Source organism: Spirosoma arcticum (assembly GCF_054779955.1).
This window is the reverse complement of the sequence record NZ_BAAGXG010000009.1, coordinates 40,654-60,879: the sequence shown is the minus strand read 5'-3', so window position 1 is coordinate 60,879 and position 20,226 is coordinate 40,654. Positions and strand designations below refer to the sequence as shown.

Here is a 20,226-nt window from a genome sequence, read left to right as displayed (position 1 = left end):
CATGGCCATCATACTCACCGAATCCGAAGCGAAGACCTTACTGCAAAAGGTGTTGAGTTACTCCAAAGCCGACGAGTGCGAAGTGAACCTCCTCGGCGAAGAACGCGGTAACCTGCGCTACGCCCGCAACGAGGTCAGCACCAGCGGGTCGCTTATTAACCAGAACTTACAGGTGCAGTCGGCATTTGGCAAAAAAGTCGGCGTGGCCACCATCGACGAGTTCGACGATGCATCGCTCGAAAAAGTCGTGCGCCGGTCCGAAGAACTGGCCCAGCTCGCGCCCGAAAACCCCGAATACGTTGGCCTCCTGGGACCCCAGCAGTACCTGAAGGCGAACGGCTTTTTTGACTCAACGGCCACCCTCACGCCCGACAAACGGGCCGAGGCCGTCGCCAAAAGCCTGCAACTGTCGCGGGAAGCCAACCTCACGGCCGCCGGTTTCATGGAAGACCAGTACGGCTACAACGCCATGATGAACTCGAAGGGCCTGTTTGCGTACTACCCCAGCACCAACGTTAATTTCACGCTGACCATCCGCACGCCCGACGGCAAAGGGTCGGGCTACGTGGCGCGGGGCTACAGCGACGTCAGCAAGCTGGACACGGCCGCTGCCACGCGCATTGCCATGCAGAAAGCGCAGGGATCGGCCGAAGCGCGGGCCATTGAGCCGGGCAAGTACACCGTTATTCTGGAGCCGACAGCCGCCGTGGTACTGCTCGAAAACATTTTCTTCAATATGGATGCCCGCTCCGCCGACGAAGGCCGGTCGTACTTTAGCAAGGCGGGTGGTAAAAGCCGGTTGGGCGATAAGGTTGTGGACGAGCGCGTAACGATCTACTCTGACCCAACAAACGCCGATCTACCCGCGTCGCCGTGGTCGGGTGACGGGCGGGTGCAGGAAAAAACGATGTGGATCGACAAGGGTATCGTCAAAAACCTGTCTTATTCGCGGTATTGGGCGCAAAAGCAGGGCAAGAAAGACGTTCCCAGTCCAAACAACGTGATTATGGCCGGTGGCTCGGCATCGCTGGAAGACATGATTAAGAGCACCCAGCGCGGTATTTTGGTCACTAAACTCTGGTACATCCGTGAGGTCGATCCGCAAACGATCCTGCTCACGGGTCTCACCCGCGACGGGACGTTTTACATCGAAAACGGAAAGATCAAGCATCCGGTCAAGAACTTCCGCTTCAACGAAAGTCCGATTATCATGCTCAACAACCTCGAAACGCTGGGCAAACCCGAGCGCGTGTTGAGCACCGAGTCGAACCAGAGCTATCTGATTCCGCCAATGAAAATTCGCGAATTTACGTTTACGAGTTTGTCGGATGCGGTGTAAACTGTGCCTGCCGTGGCTCACAATGAACTATGTGGACACGGCAGGCATGATTTAGCTACCTTTGTATTCATTGATACCTATCTGACTATGGTTTCGCACACCTATTACATCCATCTGGACAGCGCTACTATCCAACTATCAGATGTGGATGATTTGTTGGGTAAAGACGTGGAAGTAATCATTCGTGAACTGAAGCCATCTAATCCAACATCAAATTTCGACTCAATTAATCAACTGCTGACCGATCAGGCGTCTCCTGATTTTTTCAAAGCGATTAGAGACCCGTCTGAATGGCAGAAACAGATTCGCGATGAGTGGGAATAAGTTACTGCTCGATAGCAATATCGCCATCTACTTATCAAAGCGGACGCTATCAGTAAGTGACTTCGCCCAACCGGGGGATATGTTGCACGTTTCGTTAGTGACGTATATGGAAGTAGTTGGTTATAAATTTACTGACGTAATTGAGGAATCATTCACAAATACATTGTTCAATTCGTTACAACGTCTGCCTGTTACGCAGTCTATAGCCGACCGAGTTATTACCTACCGCAAATTTCGTAGAATCAAATTACCTGATGCCATTATTCTGGCTACGGCGCGTGAATACGATTGCCAGTTGGTAACGAGAAATGTTAGCGATTTTGCGGATTTAGATGAGTTGGTAACTATCATTAATCCGTTTGACAAGTGAAAACCAGAATGAACCCACGCGTAACTGGCGTCAAGCTGCTCGATAACTATTGCATCGAACTGCATCTTGACATCCGTTAGCTGAACAGTCAATCAGTTACCCGATGTGCGTGATTTGTTAAGTCGGCTGCGTACTGCTTTTGTTTCGCCCGTCCTTTTTTCGTCAGGTCCCCGGCAGCCCGGAACAGCAGGCCCGGAAACGCGTTACCAAGCTTACTCAGCCAGCCCCGACTGGCCGGAATGATGATCTCGACCCGGTTTCGTTCCAGCGCATCGTGCAGCACCGCCCGTTCCACGTCCCCCACCGTCAATGTTCGCGAACCCGTAAACGACAGGGCCGCTTCGGGCTGGTCGATCTGTTGAGTGAGCATATTGGTAGCCACCAGATCGGGACAAACCACCGACACCCGCACACCCTGACTGCGCAGTTCCCCCGCTGCCGCCAGCGTAAAAGCCCGCACCGCAAACTTGCTGGACGAGTACAGGCTCATGCCCAGCACCGGGGATAGAGCCGCCAGCGAAGCTATGTTGATGAGGTGACCACTCTCCTGCTTCACCATCTGTTCGGTCAGGAGCCGCGAGCCTAACAGAACGCCTTTCACGTTGATGTCGAAGATGAAGTCGATGTCGGCCGGATCGAATTCACTGACGTACCCCACCCGCAACACCCCCGCTACGTTCAGGCCAACGTCGATGCGGCCCCAGCGGGCCAGCGTCTGGTCGATGAGTTGCTGCCAGTTGGCCCGGTCCCGAACATCTAACCGGGCTACCAGTACCCGGTTGGGGTCCCAGGTGGCGGTCAGCGTGCGGATGCCCGCTTCGTCAACGTCGGTAACGACGACGGCATCGCCCCGTTGATAAAAGACAGTAGCTAAATGCCGACCAATGCCGTTGGCGCAACCGGTTATGAAAACAATTCGCATTTGCTTGAGCCGTTAAGAACGTGTTTATTTAACAATACCCGGATTGAATAGACTATTTTTGCGATTATGGAAGAGCAGTCGCAAACTTCAACGTTCTACTGGTCTCATCCTTTGATAATTATCAAATAGGCAGCGATTCAGTCAGGCCGTGACGTGCCCGAAGCCGTTTGGCAATCGCCTTATGTTTATGAACCCGATTGCTTCTCATTTAGAAAAGTTTCAACCACTCACCGACGCCGACCGGGCGTTTGTAGCTGAGGTGGCCGTTCGGCACGACTACCCGAAACACTACCTGCTGATGCGGGCGGGCGAGGTGTGCAACTACCTGTATTTCGTGGCCGACGGTCGGGCCCGTAATTTCTACTACAAAGACGGCCGCGACGTGACGACCTGGTTTGGCACCAACGGCATGTTTCTCACCGATTTGGACAGTCTCATCAACCGGCAACCGTCGCGCTTCAACATCGAAACCCTCGAACCCACCGGTGTCTACAGTGTCCACCACGAGAAACTGGCGCAACTGTTCGAGCGGTCGCACGCCTTAGAGCGGGCGGGCCGACTGAGTACACTCGACAACTTTGTGATTTTGGAAAACCGGCTGTTTGCCTTGCAGTTTCACACAGCCCAGGAGCGGTATACCAATTTCCTGCGCATGTTTCCGGGCCTAATTAATCGCGTCCCGCTTACGCACATTGCCTCTTACCTCGGCATCACCCTCGAAACCCTAAGCCGCGTTCGGGCAAATCTGATCCACGTTAAATAACGCCGGTGCGCTTGTTCACCTTTCTGTGTAGTTTGTTTTCCAGGCACGGGTAACCCTATTAGCCATAGCGTGCTAACGCTGGCAATACGGACGGCGTTACAGACAAAGTCCAGCCGATGAATTAACCCGATATCATTTAGCTCGTACGGGTCAGTTAACGGCTAACTTCTTGCTGAAGAAGCGGTTATCCAATCGCATCCTTGGAAACGCTGCGGGCAAGTCATCCGCAGCAATGAGCGTGTAGTTGTTTTTGACGTAAAACCGCTGAGCGGCTGTCAGTATGTCCAGCGTACCGAGGTAGAGCGTTTTCAGGTTAACGCCCGTCGCGTGGGCTTCGAGTACTCCAAGCAACGTGGTAGCAATGGCTAATTCCCGGCCCCGGTAGTCGGCGTGGACAAACATCTTCCGAATGGTACCGAACTCCCCACCAGCGTCAATCAGCGAAATGGTACCGACGACCCGCCCGGCTGGGGTGACAGCACACCAGAAATTACCCTGATTGACCTGGTAAAACGTATCGATGCTGAGCAAATCGGGCTGATCCTCAATGGATATCGGAATGCCGAACTCACCCTGCTGAATACCCAGAATAAGGTCGACTACCTGTTGCTGATACGGGGCGGAATAAGGCTTAATTTGAACAGACATCGTCATCAGTGGGGAATGATTTGCAAATCGACCAACGCGACGGATTCGCTTGGTCCGGCAAAGGTGCGCACTGCATTAAGTCCAAAAAATGTTATTTTCTCGCCAACTAATGCAGAAACTGAATTAGTGAAGCTTGTTTCGCCCCATGGACTTGATACAGATACGCTACTTTTGGGGTTTGGCCGATGAACTGCACTTCTGGCGAGCGGCCGATAAATTAAACATTACCCAGTCGGCACTGAGCCGCCACATTAAGGGGATGGAAGAAGAACTGGGATTTCTGGTGTTCGAGCGCACGAAGCGAAAAGTGGAACTAACGGCGGCCGGGCAGTTTATGCGGCAGGAGTGGCAACGACTACTCCCCACTATCGACACCATTCAGCGACAGGCCCAACAGATCAGCCGGGGCGAGATGGGCACCTTTCGCATTGGTCATCCGGGGTCCATTACCCATTCCGTACTGCCCGGTTTGCTATTAGTGCTGACAAAAACGTACCCGGAACTTCAGGTTGAGCTACTGGAAGTAAACACGATTGATGTGGAGCAAATCCTGCTGAGTCATCAGATTGATCTCGGCTTCCGGCGCGAACCCGCCGTCAGTCAGCTACTTGCCTTTTCCAAAGTATCCACGGAGTCGTTTGCGCTGGTTGTTCCAACTGGTCATCCCATGCAGAACGCTGCGGTTAATGGATTGGGCTTAGTGAAAGAGGCTGCGTTTATACTGCCTTCCCTCGCCAGGCCCACGCAGTATGCCACCACGCTGCGCAACATCTTCGGGCAGTACGGTTTCCAGCCTAAAGTTGTTGTAGAGTCCGAGTTCGGGGCTACCATCCTCAGCTTAGTCGCGCAGGGGCTGGGTTTGTCGGTCATGCCGCTTTCCTACGCGAGCGGCTCACCAACGGGCGTCCGTTTTCTGCCCCTACCCGACCAGACTTCGCTGTTTATGTTGTGGCGCAAACACGACCACAGCCCCATGTTGCATAATGCACTAACAGCCATCGAGACCATGCGTTGACCGGCGTTGCTGTTTTCGGCCATCAAACGGGGTCTACGCCGGTTTCTTCTTTGATCTGCTGTGCGCGAGATTCCGAGCTTCACCAACGTATAGTCACAAACGCAAGTATATAACGTACTATGAACCAGAAAAAAGAAGTTAGGCCAACTGAATCAGGTAGCGCTGCCTACTTAACCGAGGCCGAAAATATCGTTAACCTTACTATTAGTTAAAAAGGCAGAAAGTAACTTTTCAGCGTGTTCTTTCTGCTGAAAAGGCTGATTACGGAAGAGTTCGGCGTAGTCTATTTCCAGTGCAGTATCGAGACTGGTGGATTTTTCAGGAGCTACCTGATTGATGCTGGACAAATAAGCCGTATTGAATTTCAGACTTCGTTTGTCAACCCAGCCTGCTTTAATGAACCCGTTCGTTTTCTTAGCGCAACGGCAGGGATTCGCTGTGTTGAGCAATCCGCAACGGTTCTGCATAAACTGATAAAGGTCTTTTCGTGCCCTCGACAGTTGTTGCCGGAAATTGTCGCGGCTTATGCCTATCAACTGAGCACCGAGGGTGTGGTCCATCCCAAACAATTCGCCCAGCACATAAACCAGTCGCTGCTGCCGGTTCAGGCACAGCAACATTCCGTTCATGCAACTCAATTTTGCGTCTTCAATAAATTCACGGCGTTCCGCTTTTTCCTGAGCCGTAAGTTCCTCATCGGCAATGTTGTCTAATTGCCCACCGTACTGGTCGAAGGTAGTAATGGTTTCTTCCAACCAGTATTTTTTCATCTGCAGAAAATGGTTGAAGGTGATGCGGTAGAGCCAGGTTCTAAAATCGCTCTCCCCCCTGAACTGAGCCAGTTTTGTGATCACCTTAATCAGCACCTCCTGCGTAATATCCTCGGCGTCGAACGGACTGAGCACCAATTTAGCCGCCACATTATAGATGTAGTGCTGATGCCGCTTTATGAGTGCCTCCAGTGCTCCCTTCGACCCGTTCAGGGCAGCATCGGCTAATTCCCGGTCGGTTCCCGGATTGTAGTGTTCGGAGAAGGGATTTTCCATCAGACGAATTCGGTGAAGTGTTTCATCATCACGACGCTGTCGATGAGCTTCATAAAGTTGACCAGTTCCGGGACTTTACTCATGTTGGCGGCCGCGTCGAGAGCATTTTCCAGCGTATCCCAGGCTACATAATCGACCAGCAGGTGCGGGTCGTCGGTGGCCTGATACACCTTCCGCGACTGGTAGCCCGCCAGTTGGGCCAGCCCCTGATTGGTTTGTTCGATAAGGATTGCCCGGTGCGCAGACGGGTCGGTGTTGAGCCGGTAAACAACCAGTTCGATTACCTGATTTTTGGTATCCATACAATCAATTGTGTTTGGTGATACCCGTTAGATAGTAAAGAAGGAGTGGTGTGACAGTTCAGCTCCAAAAAGTAGTTTTCAGGCGAATTTGACAAATGTCAAATGAAACGGGTGCGCCGACATTGACTTTTGTCCGGTAATTTTTTCACTAATCCAGTACAGATGATCCGGTTGGGTACGTCACTGGAAGAGAAACCGGCCAATTCGTCATTGCTATGCGCACTACCTTTTCCTTAATCCTCCTGAGCATAGCGTTGGGTACGGTGCTGACCCGCCCGGTGCTGGGGCAGGTACGTTTGGCCGGTTCCGTAACGGATGCGGGCACGAATAAAGCCTTGACCGGTGTCAATCTGGCCATCGTCGGACGGGTGGCGGGGACCATTACAGACGGGCAGGGCAGGTTTGCGCTTACGACGGCGGTGCCGACGCCATTTACGCTCGTTGTCTCGTCTATCGGCTACAAAGCGCAGCCCATCATCATTACCGGGAGCCGGGCCAACCTGAACCTGGCCTTGGACAAACAGATTACGCTGGGTCAGGAATTGGTGGTGTCGGCCTCGCGGGTCGAAGAAAGCATTCTGCAATCGCCGGTGTCGATTGAGAAGATGGACGTGCGGGCGATCCGGAACACCCCCTCGGCCAATTTCTACGACGCGCTGGCCAACATCAAAGGGGTTTATTTAACCACCATCAGCCTAACCTTCAAAGCCGCTCAGGTACGGGGGTTCGGGTCGGGAAGCGGCAACGTGCGGGTAGTGCAGCTCACCGACGGCATGGACAATCAGGCACCGGGGCTGAATTTTTCGGTCGGCAACATCGCCGGTACGTCGGAACTGGACCTCGAAAGCGTCGAACTCCTGCCGGGGGCTTCCTCGGCGCTGTACGGTCCAAACGCCGTCAATGGAATCATTCTGATGACTTCCCAAAGCCCGTTTCTGTACCAGGGCTTGAGCGCCAACGTCAAAACCGGAGTGATGAACGCCAGCAATCGGACAACCGGAACGCCGGCCGCAGCCACGACGCCTTTTTTCGATGGGGCGATTCGCTACGCCAAAGCCTTCAATAACAAGTGGGCCTTTAAGCTCAATGCCTCCTACATCAAAGCCCGCGACTGGCAGGCTACCGACTACCGCGACCAGAGTTTTTCCAACGGCACCACGCTGCTGACGGGTACTCCCCAAAATCAGGGGTACGATGGCGTGAACGTGTACGGCGACGGCGATGCAACAGCCAATCTGTACAGCAGCCTGTTCGGTAACAGCCAGCCGGGCACGGGGGCGGGCGGCACGTCGCCCTTTTTGGGAGCCATTGCGACCACGCCCGTCTTCAACGGCCTGACGCTACCTCAACTGACGGGTCAAATGCTCCAGCAATTATTCAACACGCTGATTCCCAACGCGCAGGTGGCCCGCACCGGCTACCGGGAGGGCGATCTGATTAGCTACAACACGGAGAATCTGAAATTGAACGGCTCCTTACATTACCGCCTGAACGACAACGTAGAGGCCATTTTACAGGCTAACCGGGGCACCGGTACGACCGTAAACGGGGGTATTGACCGCTATTATCTCAAGGGCTTTACACTGGGGCAGTACAAGGCCGAACTGCGCGGGTCCAATTTCTTCGTACGGGCCTACACCACCCAGGAACGGTCGGGCGATGCCTACGCCATTAGGACGCTGGCGGCCGGAATCAATGAAGCCTGGAAAGGCTCGGCGTCGGCCTGGTTTCCGCAGTTTTTCGGCACCTACGCCAACACCGCACTCACGGGTTTCGCCACTACGTACCTGACCGCGCTGGGCGGTGGACAATCGCAGGCGGCAGCGTTGTCGGCGGCTCAGGCATTTGCGTCGGGGCAACAAAGCACCTGGCTCAATCAGGCGCGGGCAGTGGCCGATCAGGGACGGCTCGTGCCGGGTACGCCCGCGTTCGATGCGGCACTGAACGGCGTGGCGGCACGGGCCATTCCCGGCGATTTCAGCAGCGATCCACCGAAAGTAGGGGCTAAATTCTTAGATAAAACGAACCTATACCACGCCGAATTTATGTACAATTTCAACCGGCTCGTTGACCCCGCCACTGTCGAACTGATCGTGGGCGGCAATTATCGGCAGTACGCGCTGAATTCGAGCAAGACGCTGTTTGCCCTCGACGATGACGGCAACGAATTCAACATCAATGAGTTTGGTGGGTACGTTCAGGTGGCCAAAACGCTGGCTCGTGTGCTGAAACTGACCGGTTCGTTGCGCTACGATAAAAATCAGAACTTCAAACCCCAGATCAGCCCGCGTCTGTCGGCGGTGGTGACGGTGGACAAAACGCATAATTTCCGGGTGTCGTATCAACGGGCGTTTCGCTTCCCCACGACCCAGTCGCAGTACATCCAGTTGAACACGCCCAATGCGCAGTTGATTGGCGGACTGCCGTTTCTGAAACAACGCTTCAAGTTCGATACCAACCCGGTACACACCCTCGAATCCCTGCAGGCGTTTGGCGGGGCGTTGCAGGCGGGGCAGGCTCCGGCGCAGGCGGCTACCCAACTCAAACCATTTACCGGCGCGGGCTACGACCCGGAGCGGGTAGAGACGTATGAAGTTGGCTACAAAAGCCTGATCGCCAATCGGTTGTTTGTGGATGCCTATGTTTATTACAACCGCTTTCTGAATCTGGAGACGGGCCAGATTGTGGTGCAGGACCGGACGGAAAACCAGTCGAGGTATCCCCTATCGCTGCTCAGCAGCACCACCCGCACGGTATATAGTTTCCCGGTGAACTCGCCGGTATTGCTGCAAAACGTAGGTTGGGCCGTGGGTTTAGATTATCTGCTGCCGGGTAATTTTCAAATCGGCGGCAATCTGGCTCATAATGCGCTGACCAACACCGACGAGCTGCCCGTGGGCTACCTGACCAGCTTCAACACGCCCGAATACCGGTACAATGTGCGCTGGGCAACCGCAACTTCCGGCGGTCGGGCTGGGGGTTCAACGCGGTGTTCCGGCATCAGCAGGCCTTCGAGTTTCAGACCACCTTCCGCAGCGCGGCCGTTCTGAGCAACCGTGCCCAGATTATTCCGGCCTACAGCACTCTCGACGCGCAGATAAGCAAACGGCTGCCCGCGCTGAAATCGGTCGTGAAAGTGGTCGGCTCCAACCTGACCGGCAAGCTCTATACGCAGGCCTGGGGCTACCCCAGCATCAGCGGTATGTACTACATTTCGCTTACCTTCGACCAGTTGTCGAACTGATAAAAGATGTACTATGAAGCGTGTTGAATGAACAATATTACCTTGATTATCAATTAACAATTAACTAAACAATCACGTATGAAACGCTTGCTCATTGCCCCTTTCTTCATCGGTTGCCTGCTCATGGCCGGTTCTGTTAACGCCCAAACTGCTTCGACAACTGCCACTCCAGGAGCAACTACCACGACGACGACCTCGGGAGTTGCCACTCCTGACACGAATCAGTTGAAACAATACGTGGGTAACTACACCGTCGCCACTGGGGACATTAAACAGATCATCGTCACGGTCGAACGTGGCAAGTTAGTGGGCGAAGCCGTTGGGCTGGGTCAGTCGGGTCTGATTCCTGCTGACAATACCCCCGATGCCTTTACTGTACCTGATCCCAATGGCGGTTCAGATGTGTATGGTTCGGTGCAGTTTGGTCGTAACCCCGCCGGAAAAGTCAGCAAAGTTGTGCTGATTGTACAGGGGCAGACGTTTGAAGGCATTCGGGCGGACTGATGCGACAGACTCCGTACATCCGTAGCCGTCTGATGATTGGCTGGCTGCTGCTGATTTCATTCGCTGGTCAGGCCCAAACCGGCCGGTGGTCGGCGGAGCGGGCAAACACCTGGTACGCCAAACAGGGCTGGTTAGTAGGCTGCAACTTCGTGCCCTCCACGGCTGTCAACGAGCTGGAGATGTGGCAGGCGGAAACCTTCGACCCCGCCACCATCAACCGCGAGCTGGCGCTGGCCGAAGGGCTGGGCATGAACATCGTGCGGGTATTTCTGCATAACCTGGTTTGGGAGGCCGACAGCGTGGGTTTCAAGCAGCGCATCGACCAGTTTCTGACCATCGCCGACAGGCACCACATTAAAGTTATGTTCGTGCTGTTCGACTCCTGCTGGAACGACGACCCCAAATTGGGCAAGCAACCCGATCCCAAACCGGGTGTTCACAATTCGGGATGGGCACGGGCACCCGGCACGGAACGACTGTTCGATTCGCGGACGTGGGGCGGGCTGGAGGCCTACGTGAAAGGCGTCGTTAGCACCTATGCCAATGACCCACGCGTCTTGGTCTGGGACGTGTTCAACGAACCGAGCAACTCCGGCTACATGGATGCGGTGGTGCCGCTGCTCAGAAAGTCGTTCGAGTGGGCGCGGGCGGCTAATCCGGGCCAGCCCCTCACGGCGGGCTGGTGGCATTCGCACCCCCTATCGAACGAGGTTATGTTTGCCAATTCGGACATCATTACGTTTCACAGCTACCTGTCGCCCACGAGCCTGAAAGCGCAGATTGAGCAGCTACAGCGCGACTATAGCCGACCGGTGCTGTGTACTGAATACCTATCGCGGGGTCAGAGCAGCACGTTTGAGGGCTGTCTGCCCGTGTTCAAACAGTATACCGTGGGCGCAATAAACTGGGGATTGGTGAAGGGTAAGACCAACACCATTTATAGCTGGTACAAGAAAATACCGTCGGGCGAGGAGCCGCCCGTGTGGTTCCACGATATATTCCGGCCCGACGGCACCGCCTACAGCCCGGCCGAAGTGTCGTTCATTAAAGGCATTGTTAAATGAGTAATGTACAATGAATAATGGTCAATTATCCATCGTACATTGACCATTATTCATTGTACATTATTCATTCTCCACTAATCTATGAATCCATCGGTTTGCATCATTGGAGCGGGGGCATCGGGCATTGCGGTCGCCAAAACGCTTCACCAGCACGGCATCGACTTCGATTGTTTCGAACGCGGCTCCGGCATTGGCGGCAACTGGCGCTACAACAACGACAACGGCATGTCGTCGGCCTATCGGTCGCTGCACATCAACACCAACCGCGTGGTGATGGCCTACAGCGATTACCCGATGCCGACGGACTACCCGATGTTTCCCCACCACAGTCAGATTATCCGCTACTTCGATGACTACGTCGACCATTTTGGGTTTCGCGATAAAATCACGTTTAATACCGAGGTGACCGACGTGACCCGACCGGACGATGACCAACCGGGCACGTATCAGGTCAGCATCCAGTCGCGGGATTCGCATCAGGTGCGTACTTACCAGCACCTGATTGTGGCCAATGGGCACCACTGGAATCCGCGCCTGCCCGATCCGCCGTTTCCCGGTACGTTCGCCGGTGAGGCCATTCATTCCCACGATTATAAAGAGCCCGAGCAGATCAGGGGTAAATCGCTGTTAGTGGTCGGTATCGGTAATTCGGCGGTGGATATTGCCTGCGAAGCGGCCCGGCAGCATACCGGCCGGGTGACCATTTCGACCCGCAGCGGTGCCTATATCATGCCCAACTGGCTCATGGGTATGCCGTTCGATTCGCTGGTCAGTCCGGGCATGGCTAAACTGCCGATGCGGCTGCAGCGGTTCATGTTAAACCTGTCACTGCGGCTGGCCCACGGCAAACAGGAGAACTACGGCGTACCCAAACCCAACCGCCCCCTGCTGAGCGAGCACCCCACGGTGTCGCAGGACTTGCTGAACATGGCCGGGCGGGGCCTGATTCGCTTCAAACCCAACATCGACCACTTCGAGGGGCACGATGTCGTTTTCACCGATAGTACCCGCGATCCCTTCGATATGATTGTGTATGCCACGGGCTACAAAGTCACCTTCCCGTTTTTCAACGACGGTTTTTTCAACGTCGAGCAAACCAACGACCTGCAACTGTACCGACGGGTAGTGCATCCCGATTTTTCGGGTTTGTATTTTGTGGGGTTAGTGCAGCCATTGGGGGCCATTATGCCCCTCGCCGAAACCCAGGCCATCTGGATCACTAAACTCATCCGGGGCGAGTGCCGCCTGCCCAACCAGCTTACCATGCTGCGTTCCATCGACGACGAAGCCGCTAAAAACCGCCGTCGCTACAACCACTCGGCCCGGCACACGCTGCAAGTCGATTTTTACCCCTACAAGCAGAGCATCGAACGGGAGATGAAAGCGATGCGGGCGTAATTACTGACAACTAAAGAATAACCCAATATAGTACTGTCCGCTTCGTACGGTAGTGGACAGGCCGTGTCCGTTACCGTACACTCTAATTGCCCTGAACAGATAATTAATTATTGATAATCAAGTAGTTATTGAGTTGGCACACTTGTTGGCATTCGTAAAGAGAACAAATCATTCACAAACACAACTCGTTCCGATCATGTCTGTCAAGTCAACGTCCGTTCTCGCTAATGCCTTCTTCGCCTTTCTTCTTCTGACGGGCACCAGCCTATTTGCTAACCCAGTTGGACCCGCTAAACCAGCTTCCTTCGAGGCCAGCGTTTACGTCACCAAATCCAACAAAATCCGGCTCGTGGTCGAGAAAACCACCGCTCAGCCCATCAGTATCATCCTGCGTCAGGTGGGCAAAAGCAGTGAGCTATTTACCCAGCAAATGGTTAGAAAACAAACGAAACTGGCTCTGGAACTTAACGTAGATCAGCTCGCCGACGGGACATACGAACTGGAGATCAGGTCGGCGACCGGCAGCCTGATCAAACAGGTTAGCTTAGCCACGACGGCTCCTCAGCAAACCACCGAACGGACGATAACCATGCCCTGATTTGATGAGTCTCTTTCTGAACGTCTACCCAACATAGCTGAGAAACCATGCTACGCAATTACGCCACGATCACGTTCCGTAACCTGAAGAGAAACAAGGTCTTCACGTTAATTAATCTGTTTGGCCTGGCTGTGGGCATGAGTGCCAGTATATTATTACTGCTCTGGGTACAGGACGAGCTTAGCTTCGACAGTTTTCATACCAACGCCAGCCAGATTCACCGGGTAGTAGCCCAGTGGAACATGTCGAATGAGACCAAACGTTACGCCACTACGCCCGCACCCTTAGCCGCCAGCCTGCAACGTGATATCGCCGGTATTGACAAAGCTGCCCGCTTCTCATCAATGGGCCGGACGCTGCTGGCCTACCGAAACAGTGCATTCGATGAAAAAAAGGGAGCATTAGCCGACCCCTCTTTTTTGCAGATGTTCACGTTTCCGCTAACGAAAGGAGACGTTCGGACCGCCCTCAGCAACCCCAACTCGATTATTCTGTCGGAGAGTCTGGCGGCTAAGTATTTCGGTACGGAGAACCCGGTGGGTAAGATCATCCGCGTCAACAGCAAAGACGACGTGACCGTCACGGGTATTCTGCGCGACGTACCGGCTAATTCGCACCTGTCGTTCGACTTTCTGATGCCGTTTGTGTACCTCAAAGAACGGGGTGTGGATCTGGACAACAACTGGAACGACTACAACTACATCACCTACGTAACCCTCAACCCCGGCGCGTCGGTAACGGCTGTCGGTCAGCAACTGGGTCAGTTTCTCAAGCGACGCGATCCCGAAAACGAAGGTACGCTGCTTCTTCAGGCCCTGCCGACCATCTACTTAGACAGTACGGTGCAGGGCAATGGCGAAGCCCACGGCAACGTGCAGTACGTGTATATTTTCTCGATTGTTGCCGCCTTCATTTTACTGCTGGCCTGCATCAACTACACGAACTTAGCCACCGCCCGCTCGGCTAAACGAGCCAAGGAGGTGGGCTTGCGAAAGGTGGCCGGTGCTTACCGGGAGCAACTGATCGGCCAGTTTCTGAGCGAATCATTTCTGCTGGTCGGTATGGCCCTGCTCATCGCATTGGCCATCGTGGCGCTGCTGCTCCCTTTGTACAATGACCTGACCGGCAAGCAGTTAACGATTAGTCTGCTAACCGGACGAACCCTACTGACGTTGCTGCTGGTGACCCTGGCAACGGGCTTACTGGCGGGCAGCTACCCGGCCCTGATGCTATCTTCCCTACAGCCCGTTAAGGTGCTCAAAGGTGTTTTCAAGGCGGGCAGCGCCGGTATCGCCCTGCGGAAAGGATTGGTAGTGGTGCAGTTTACCCTGTCCATTCTGATGATCGCCAGCACCCTGATTGTATCCCGGCAACTGCACTACATCCGCAGTAAGAACGTGGGCTACAACAAAGAAAACATCCTTAGTTTTTCCATGCGGGGCGCTGTCGGTGCTCAGTACGAAGCCTTCCGCGACGAACTGGCCCGTCAGCCGGGGGTAGCCAGTGTCACCTCCGCCAGCAACGACTTAAACGACGTCGGCAGTTCGTCGTCGGGCGGTGAGTGGGAAGGCAAAGCGCCCAACGTAAACATCATCCTGAACCAGATTTCGGTTGACCGCAATTTTACCCAGATGTTCGCCATCCCGATGGTAGCCGGGCGGGGTTTTTCGCAGGCGATGAAGACCGACTCCAACGCGTTTATCCTCAACGAAGAAGCGGTGCGGCAGATGGGTTTGCAAAATCCGGTCGGCAAGCGGCTGACATTGCACGACGTAACGGGTCCCATCATTGGAGTTGCCAAAAACTTTCATTTCCGGTCACTGCACGAAACCATTGCACCCATGGTGCTGTTCGTGTCGCCCAACTGGCGCAACCGGGTGTACGTAAAGGTGAGCGCGGGCGCGGCCGAGTCGGTGGTAGCATCGACTAAGAAAGTCTGGAAGTCGGTTAATCCGGACTATCCGTTTGAGTATCAGTTCTTAGACGAGAGCTTCGACCGGCTTTACCGCGCCGAACAGCGAACGGCCCAGCTCTTCAACTACTTTTCGTTCGTTGCCATTCTTATTGCCTGTCTGGGCTTGTTCGGTCTGGCCGCTTACACCGCCGAGCAGCGGACCAAAGAAATCGGCGTCCGAAAAGTACTGGGCGCGAGCGTTGCCAGCATCGTGGCGCTGCTATCCGGCGAGTACCTGAAACTGGTGCTGATTGCGCTCCTGATCGCTACCCCGATTGGCTGGTACGCCATGAATCAGTGGTTAACGGACTTTGCTTACCGAATCAACATCGAGTGGTGGGTATTTCCATTAGCCGGTGTGCTGGCTATTCTGGTAGCGCTGCTCACGGTTGGGGCGCAGAGCATAAAAGCCGCGTTGATAAACCCGATCAAAAGCTTGCAGGCGGACTAATTTACCGCTTTCAGGAAAGATTCGCCCAACTATCTGATGTTGTAGATTCCGTAGTTTACCTTGCTACAACGAACCGGTTAATGGATCAACCATGAAGTACTACGCGCTGCTACCGTTGTTTGCTCTTTGGCTCATGACCACCGTTAGTCAGGCGTCTCCCAAAAACGATCCTGAGCGAAACTTTGAAGCATTCTGGCATTTGTTCAATCGTCATTATGCCCACTTCGACGGCCGGGGAGTCGACTGGAAACAGCAGTACCAACGGTTCAGGCCGATGGTCAATCCGCAAACGACGGATGAGCAGCTATTGGCCATCTTCAACGACATGGTAGCTCCCCTGAAAGATGGCCATGTCGTTGTTTCGCCCACCGGCGATTTACCCGCCAGCGCTAAATACGCCCGCTTTTACCAGGAGTTTCCTACCAAAGAATTACAAAGGCAGTTTCATCAGGTGACGCTGGCCAATTTGAGCAAAGCAGGCTTCGGCGCATTCACTCCATTTCAGAGCGCACCGTATCAGATTGGTGGTTACTGCCGCTCAAACGAGTATGGCTATCTTCAGATCAACGGTTTTGGCGGCATGTCGTTGTCCCGGTTTACGAAGCAACTGGACGAAATGATTGCTGATTTCTCGGATGTGAAGGGGTTGATTTTGGACATTCGCATTAATGGAGGAGGGTCTCCCGAGTTTTTGTATGCGTTGGTCGGACGGCTGACTCAGGTTAAGCGATTGGTTGGCTACGGTCGTACCCGAATTAGCAAACGACGCCATGAGTACACCCCCTGGGGCGCCTACTACGTACCGCCACAAGGTGAAAAACAGCTTGTTAAACCAACCCTACTGCTAACCAGTGGGGCCACAATCAGTGCGGGTGACCATTGTGCTTTATACCTCAACCAATTTCCCTACGTAAGGCTGATCGGCGAGAACACCAACGGAATTTTCTCACCCATGTTAGGCAAGAAACTACCGAATGGATGGGAAATTTCCTTGTCTAACGGACAGACTGTCAGCGCTAAGCGAATTAATTTTGAGGGTAAAGGCGTTCCGGCTGATATTATGGCTTTGCACCACCGGAAAGATATGTTGCAGGGCAATGATCCTGTTTTAGAGGAGGCAATCAGGTATTTAGAGACCAATCAAACACCGCTTACCCGACAAACGATTTGCTACGAACAAATTGCATTGAATTTCTTTACGGATAGCCTGCTTAGGGTAAAAGCAGTTGGTGACATTACCCCATACTCAACGGGCTTAGTCGAGGAGGATGCCACCCTGTTAGCTCCTTTTGCCCGCAATTGTTATTCGTTGACAGGCGTCTATGAACCAGACGGCGTGCAGGCGCGGATCAGCGCGGAACAAGTTGCTGATTCTACATTTTATCAACAAAATGTAAAGGACCGGTTCTACGTAAACGTACAGCCATCCCTTAAACGGAGAAAGCGGTGGCCATTTGCCAAACGCACTACGCACCGACTGACCGTTGCTCATCATATTACCCTTAAAGACAAACAATACGTTCGATTACACCTGAGCCAGAGTGGCGGAAAAGGAAAGACAGTTCTTATTGTGCTTGATCGTAACGGTGCGATTGTCGAGCATTGTGCATTGACGTACAACTACCTGAGCAGTCATTTTTACCAGGTAGCGGCTCCGTATCGCTGAAACTAAGCGCAAAAATTCATCCAATGAGTACTATACCCTTTCAGACCATTGACTGGACGCTTATTGAGCGTATAGCATATAAAGGCGTGACGGGAACTGCCTACTGGCAGACGGTTCAACTTGGTGGACTCCGGATTCGGCTGGTCGAGTATTCGCCGGATTATCTGGCCGATCACTGGTGCCAGAAAGGGCATATCGTTCATTGCTTAGAAGGTGAGTTTAGCAGCGAACTCGAAGCGGGCGGCACTGTCGTTCTCACGCCGGGAATGGCGTATGTTGTTTCCGACAATCTCAGTTCGCATCGTTCCTCGTCAAAAACCGGCGTTAAACTGCTCATCATCGACGGCGACTTTCTCCAGAATTAACTCAGTGGCGTAGCTGATAATTTCCTGACCCGCCGGTGCCGCACCGCACGTCTCCGCTGAATGGCCAGAAACAAGAGGAAAGGCAGCGCACAAGACGGCACAACCAACGCCAGTGTGGAGAGCAATGCCGTAGGGTCGGCCGTCAGGCGATGTCGGCCAACTAGCAGACCGAGGCCAATGACCAGGCCCACCAAACTAAAAAAAGCCGGTCCGTATGAAAGTGCGTGCCGGATGGCGTTACTGCCCGGCGGGTAGTGTTTCGACTTCACATAGAGCAGGCCCGTATACAGCAGAAACACGTCGACAAACGTACCCAACACGGCCCCACCCACGCTAACACCCGCCAGAAAGACAATCGGGTTGTCGGGCAGGTACGCCAAAAGTGCCAGCGCAAACGGGTTGAGTACGGCGGAATACAACAGGCCAATGGTTAGCATAACCCCGCGTGGGGAATAGCTCGTCGTGAAATACCACAACCGAAACACGCCCGCCCCCGTGCCTACGGCTATATACATGGTCAGGGCCGGAGCCAGCACCATAAACCAGCCGAGCGCCGGTTGCTGATTCAGCGCGAAGTGACGATGGATGAAGAGCAGCACAGCCGCCGGATAGAGCCAGAACCAGAAAAGCGCAACGGAGCGACGAAAAAAGACAGTTGACATAGGACGAAAGCAAACAGCACAGTAGGGCCAGCACCGTTCACAAAGTACGGCCCGTGCGTCGCCAATCCATTTGACAATTATCAAAAACCAGCAACGGTACGCCGGTCGTGTTCAGCCTGAAGACGGCCTGACAAGCGTTTTTACGGAGGTAACCGCAGTTCAGGCCGTTGCTGTGTCGTCGTTGATCAGTTCCCGATTCAACCCGGCCCCGGCGGTTCCGCCATTGGCGCTGGCAATGGCCAACTGACGCAGGGGCGAACTGTTATCCCCAGCCGCAAACAGACCCGGTACGCTGGTTTCGCCGAACAGACTCACCCCAATCAGCCCGGTCTCGGTGAAGGTGCAGCCCACCTGCTGCGCCAGATCGGAATGCTGCCGGAAAGGAACGGCGGCAAAAAGGGCCGTCAGGGCCAACGCGCTGCCATCGGCAAACGCAAACGCGGTCATCATTCCGTTTTCGTGCCGGATGCGCTGAATCGGCGTCTCCACAATGGGTACGTTCAGCCGCTGAATTGTGTCGCGTTGCTCGGTGGTTAGCGAAACGGTGCCATTGGTGAACAGGGTAAGATTTTTGCTCCAGTGCCGGATGAGCGGCACCTGCATCATCACGTGGTCAGGGTGGGCCAGCACGCCCAGCGGCTGGTGCTGCACTTCGTAGCCGTGGCAGTACGGGCAGTGCAGCACCGACCGGCCCCAGCACTCGGCAAAACCGGGCAGCGGAGGCATCATGTCTTCGACACCCGTGGCCAGCAGCACCTTCCGCGCCCGAAAAGATTCGCCCTGGTCGGTGCTCAGACTGAAACCGACCTCGTTTTTGGTGAGCGTAACGACGTTGCCGTTCATGAACGACACGGTCGGGTAAGCCAGCGCCTGTTGGCGGGCAATGACCGTGAGCTGGGCGGGCGTTTCGCCATCGCGGGTCATGAAGCTGTGCGAATGCGGGGTTTGCCGGTTGCATGGCTTTCCGCCGTCAACAACCAGCACCCGGCGCAGGGAACGGCCCAGCACCAAAGCTGCGCTCAGCCCGGCGACACTGCCACCGACAATAATGGCATCATGCGTTACTTGAGTAGCCATAAGCTTAACTAAAAGGAGGGGTTATAATTGCAACGTTGTTGCAATTATAACCCCTCCTACGCTACAAAAAGTTGCTGGATACCGAAAAATAGTCTGGCCGACAGCAACTTGTTCCGTTAACCAACATCGACCAACACCGGCAACACGTTCACCGATTAAACGGATGGCCCAGCCAGAGCAGCAGCAGCGGGACCAGCAGGAAAGGCACTTCGATGAGGGCCGCCCGGAGGTTTCCACTGTTGAGGGCAAACGCGATAATCACCACAAAGAGCAGCGCACTCAGCAGATTGCCCACAAAAAACGTCCGGGGAAATAGCACCAGCCCCCCAACCAGTACCGAGAGTACGCTCAGCCCGAAATGGATGGATTTACCGATGCCGATTCCGGTCATTAGCTGAACGGCCTCCGGTCGGGGATTGCCCGTCAAACCGCCCCACCCATGCCGGATGCTCATGACCGCTGTGCCGAGAATGAGCAGTCCGCTGACGATTTTCAGTATCATGTTCGCGCTGTT

The 20,226-nt window shown here is 54.3% G+C and carries 21 protein-coding genes; 14 read left to right on the top strand and 7 right to left on the bottom strand.

What is annotated here, in order from left to right:
• The first annotated feature begins 1 nt into the window (after position 1).
• The 3 genes from ACYVHB_RS20420 (at position 2) to ACYVHB_RS20410 (ending at position 2,033) form a co-directional block, all read left to right on the top strand.
• Entirely contained in the window at positions 2-1,339 is a 1,338-nt protein-coding gene (locus tag ACYVHB_RS20420; protein ID WP_461053640.1) for a TldD/PmbA family protein, read from the top strand.
• Between the two features lie 87 nt (positions 1,340-1,426).
• Positions 1,427-1,663, top strand: coding sequence for a hypothetical protein (locus ACYVHB_RS20415; protein ID WP_461053639.1), 237 nt, complete (start codon positions 1,427-1,429; stop codon positions 1,661-1,663).
• Complete coding sequence (locus ACYVHB_RS20410) at positions 1,650-2,033, top strand: type II toxin-antitoxin system VapC family toxin (RefSeq protein ID WP_461053638.1); 384 nt, start codon at positions 1,650-1,652, stop codon at positions 2,031-2,033. The genes ACYVHB_RS20415 and ACYVHB_RS20410 overlap by 14 nt, the downstream gene beginning before the upstream one ends.
• 88 nt (positions 2,034-2,121) lie before the next feature.
• Here ACYVHB_RS20410 and ACYVHB_RS20405 read toward each other — a convergent pair whose 3' ends face one another.
• Positions 2,122-2,955: an SDR family oxidoreductase gene (locus tag ACYVHB_RS20405; protein WP_461053637.1), complete on the bottom strand. Its 834-nt coding sequence runs from the start codon at positions 2,953-2,955 to the stop codon at positions 2,122-2,124.
• 187 nt (positions 2,956-3,142) lie between these two features.
• Here ACYVHB_RS20405 and ACYVHB_RS20400 point away from each other — a divergent pair, with 187 nt between their 5' ends.
• Positions 3,143-3,718, top strand: coding sequence for a Crp/Fnr family transcriptional regulator (locus ACYVHB_RS20400; protein ID WP_461053636.1), 576 nt, complete (start codon positions 3,143-3,145; stop codon positions 3,716-3,718).
• A gap of 150 nt (positions 3,719-3,868) precedes the next feature.
• Here the strand turns inward: ACYVHB_RS20400 and ACYVHB_RS20395 are convergent, their stop codons facing one another.
• Entirely contained in the window at positions 3,869-4,366 is a 498-nt protein-coding gene (locus ACYVHB_RS20395; RefSeq protein WP_461053635.1) for a GNAT family N-acetyltransferase, read from the bottom strand.
• A gap of 145 nt (positions 4,367-4,511) precedes the next feature.
• On the opposite strand from ACYVHB_RS20395, the gene ACYVHB_RS20390 reads away from it, so the two are divergent.
• The gene (locus tag ACYVHB_RS20390; protein WP_461053634.1) at positions 4,512-5,381 is read left to right on the top strand and encodes a LysR family transcriptional regulator; all 870 of its coding nucleotides are present in this window, start codon (positions 4,512-4,514) and stop codon (positions 5,379-5,381) included.
• 170 nt (positions 5,382-5,551) lie between these two features.
• On the opposite strand, the gene ACYVHB_RS20385 is transcribed toward ACYVHB_RS20390, so the two are convergent.
• The gene (locus tag ACYVHB_RS20385; RefSeq protein WP_461053633.1) at positions 5,552-6,427 is read right to left on the bottom strand and encodes an RNA polymerase sigma factor; all 876 of its coding nucleotides are present in this window, start codon (positions 6,425-6,427) and stop codon (positions 5,552-5,554) included.
• A complete protein-coding gene (locus tag ACYVHB_RS20380) occupies positions 6,427-6,729 on the bottom strand; it encodes a hypothetical protein (RefSeq protein ID WP_461053632.1) in 303 nt (100 codons plus the stop codon). Before ACYVHB_RS20380 ends, ACYVHB_RS20385 begins: the two co-directional genes overlap by 1 nt.
• A gap of 215 nt (positions 6,730-6,944) precedes the next feature.
• Between ACYVHB_RS20380 and ACYVHB_RS20375 the strand changes: the two genes are divergently transcribed.
• The 9 genes from ACYVHB_RS20375 to ACYVHB_RS20335 all read left to right on the top strand — a co-directional run bounded on the left by ACYVHB_RS20375 (position 6,945) and on the right by ACYVHB_RS20335 (position 17,973).
• Complete coding sequence (locus ACYVHB_RS20375; RefSeq protein ID WP_461053631.1) at positions 6,945-9,779, top strand: TonB-dependent receptor; 2,835 nt, start codon at positions 6,945-6,947, stop codon at positions 9,777-9,779.
• A complete protein-coding gene (locus ACYVHB_RS20370; RefSeq protein WP_461053630.1) occupies positions 9,719-9,973 on the top strand; it encodes a hypothetical protein in 255 nt (84 codons plus the stop codon). Before ACYVHB_RS20375 ends, ACYVHB_RS20370 begins: the two co-directional genes overlap by 61 nt.
• Before the next feature lie 78 nt (positions 9,974-10,051).
• The gene (locus tag ACYVHB_RS20365) at positions 10,052-10,477 is read left to right on the top strand and encodes a DUF3471 domain-containing protein (RefSeq protein ID WP_461053629.1); all 426 of its coding nucleotides are present in this window, start codon (positions 10,052-10,054) and stop codon (positions 10,475-10,477) included.
• Positions 10,477-11,541, top strand: coding sequence for a cellulase family glycosylhydrolase (locus ACYVHB_RS20360; RefSeq protein WP_461053628.1), 1,065 nt, complete (start codon positions 10,477-10,479; stop codon positions 11,539-11,541). The genes ACYVHB_RS20365 and ACYVHB_RS20360 overlap by 1 nt, the downstream gene beginning before the upstream one ends.
• Positions 11,542-11,622: 81 nt before the next feature.
• Positions 11,623-12,939: a flavin-containing monooxygenase gene (locus ACYVHB_RS20355; protein ID WP_461053627.1), complete on the top strand. Its 1,317-nt coding sequence runs from the start codon at positions 11,623-11,625 to the stop codon at positions 12,937-12,939.
• A gap of 196 nt (positions 12,940-13,135) precedes the next feature.
• Positions 13,136-13,537: a hypothetical protein gene (locus ACYVHB_RS20350; RefSeq protein ID WP_461053626.1), complete on the top strand. Its 402-nt coding sequence runs from the start codon at positions 13,136-13,138 to the stop codon at positions 13,535-13,537.
• A 47-nt stretch (positions 13,538-13,584) separates the two neighbouring features.
• Positions 13,585-15,942: an ABC transporter permease gene (locus tag ACYVHB_RS20345; protein WP_461053625.1), complete on the top strand. Its 2,358-nt coding sequence runs from the start codon at positions 13,585-13,587 to the stop codon at positions 15,940-15,942.
• Positions 15,943-16,033: 91 nt separating this feature from the next.
• Positions 16,034-17,608 (top strand): S41 family peptidase, encoded by a 1,575-nt coding sequence (locus tag ACYVHB_RS20340; RefSeq protein WP_461053624.1) that lies wholly within the window; start codon positions 16,034-16,036, stop codon positions 17,606-17,608.
• A gap of 23 nt (positions 17,609-17,631) precedes the next feature.
• Positions 17,632-17,973: a DHCW motif cupin fold protein gene (locus ACYVHB_RS20335; protein ID WP_461053623.1), complete on the top strand. Its 342-nt coding sequence runs from the start codon at positions 17,632-17,634 to the stop codon at positions 17,971-17,973.
• On the opposite strand, the gene ACYVHB_RS20330 is transcribed toward ACYVHB_RS20335, so the two are convergent.
• The 3 genes from ACYVHB_RS20330 to ACYVHB_RS20320 form a co-directional block, all read right to left on the bottom strand.
• Entirely contained in the window at positions 17,970-18,635 is a 666-nt protein-coding gene (locus ACYVHB_RS20330) for a hypothetical protein (protein WP_461053622.1), read from the bottom strand. The genes ACYVHB_RS20335 and ACYVHB_RS20330 overlap by 4 nt on opposite strands.
• A 159-nt stretch (positions 18,636-18,794) precedes the next feature.
• Complete coding sequence (locus tag ACYVHB_RS20325) at positions 18,795-19,712, bottom strand: NAD(P)/FAD-dependent oxidoreductase (RefSeq protein WP_461053621.1); 918 nt, start codon at positions 19,710-19,712, stop codon at positions 18,795-18,797.
• A gap of 148 nt (positions 19,713-19,860) precedes the next feature.
• Positions 19,861-20,214, bottom strand: coding sequence for a hypothetical protein (locus ACYVHB_RS20320; protein WP_461053620.1), 354 nt, complete (start codon positions 20,212-20,214; stop codon positions 19,861-19,863).
• Positions 20,215-20,226: the final 12 nt, after the last annotated feature.